Source organism: Nonomuraea turkmeniaca, from assembly GCF_005889735.1.
In the GTDB taxonomy this organism is placed as follows: domain Bacteria; phylum Actinomycetota; class Actinomycetes; order Streptosporangiales; family Streptosporangiaceae; genus Nonomuraea; species Nonomuraea turkmeniaca.
In genome coordinates, this window is record NZ_VCKY01000533.1 from 1 (window position 1) to 1,492 (window position 1,492).

Sequence of the window (1,492 nt, forward strand, 5' to 3'; positions counted from 1 at the left end):
TCGATGCACCGCTACCTCGACCACAACCCCCACGACGGCAACGCCGACGACCTGATCGGCCAGGGCACCGTCGACACCAGCGGCTGGACCCAGACCCTCATGTCCGCCCAACCCGCCACCGTCAGCTAAGACACCACACCGGTAGCCGTGCGTCGCCCGGGAGCGGGGGCAGCACGGCTACCGCAATCTCCGGAACTAGACCGATGTCTTCGCGCGGCGGGAGGCGACGACGTACGCCATGCTGAGGATGAAGAACGGGATGCCGGTCCACCACGCCGGCCGCAGCGGCTCCATGAACAGCGCCAGGTGCGCCCCGCTCTCGCCTTTCCGCCGAGACGATTGCGGCCGGCGCGAGGCCGAGCGCCGACAGCGCGAGCGCGTGGCGCGGCACCCGGCGGAGCTGAGCCGCCCGGTCCAGGCGGGGGCCGTACCCGTTGGCGGCCAGCGGGTGCATCATCCGGGTGGTCAGGTAGAGGTTGGTGTGGGCGCTGGACAACGCGGCGGTCAGGACGACGAAGTTCGTGACGGTGGCAGCGGCGGGGATGTCGGCGGCCTTGAACACGGTGACGAACGGGCTCTCGGTGACCGAGCCGCCTTGGGCGGTGACGGTCCACAGCACCATGGTGAGCACGATCGCGATGGCGAGCACGGGACGCCCCGCACGAAGGAGGCGATAACAGCGTCTCGAGGGCGTGGGTGCGGGTGACGCCGGTGCCGACCAGGCGGGAGGCGAACTTCTCGGTGGTGCCGCGCAGCTTGGGCCGGGCGACGGTGATCGGGCCGCTGGTGGTCTTGATCCCGGTCGGGCAGTGCCCGTTGCGGTGGCCCGGCCGGACCGCGACTACCTCTTCGTCGTCGCCGTCGGCTGCGGCGACGGTGGCGGCGCGCTGGTAGCGGGCGCGGCCAAGAAACGCGTCAGCTTCGGCCTCGATCGCGGTCTGGATGATCAGGCGGGCGCCCAGCCGGGCGACGTCTTCGAGGACGCCGGCTCAGCTTGATGCGTTCCTCGATCACTCAGCGACCGACAGGTTGTATGCCTCGTATGACCTGATCGCTTTTCGTGGTCTACGCCGCGCGAGGCGTGCGGCGGATTGGCCGACGGACACAGGCCGGATCTTCCCGCGTAAGGACGGTTTTGCCTGATGTGGCGCGGGCGGCAGCCCGACGCCGGCGCTGCTCTGGTGCCTCGGACGGTCACTGTGGGGGGAGTCGATCCCAGCTCAGGTGAGGTGGGGCGAGGCAGAGCGGGTTTCGGTGTCGAGGGACGCGAAATCCGGTGTTCAGCCCCGCCCGCGTCTTGAGGAACTTGCCGCTCAAAGCCGTAATACTGGCGTTAAGCTTGTTCTTTATCCTCCGGATCGTTGTGCTGAGCGGAAGCTTGAACGTTTCGCGGACAGGTCAACTCACTCCCGCCCGGGTCCGGCGCGGGTTTCGGAACCTCCGCCCCGCACTCGCCCAACCGGCCGGCGCACCCAAACCCCCAGACTGGGAC

Annotated in this window: 1 protein-coding gene and 1 pseudogene; both read right to left on the bottom strand. The window is 69.2% G+C overall.

Annotated features, from left to right (window positions below):
* Positions 1 to 121: 121 nt before the first annotated feature.
* The gene (locus ETD86_RS54330; RefSeq protein WP_138674385.1) at positions 122 to 622 is read right to left on the bottom strand and encodes a hypothetical protein; all 501 of its coding nucleotides are present in this window, start codon (positions 620 to 622) and stop codon (positions 122 to 124) included.
* Positions 559 to 983 (bottom strand): annotated as a pseudogene (locus ETD86_RS60490) (transposase); the annotation flags it as partial. The pseudogene ETD86_RS60490 and the gene ETD86_RS54330, both read right to left, overlap by 64 nt.
* Positions 984 to 1,492: the final 509 nt, after the last annotated feature.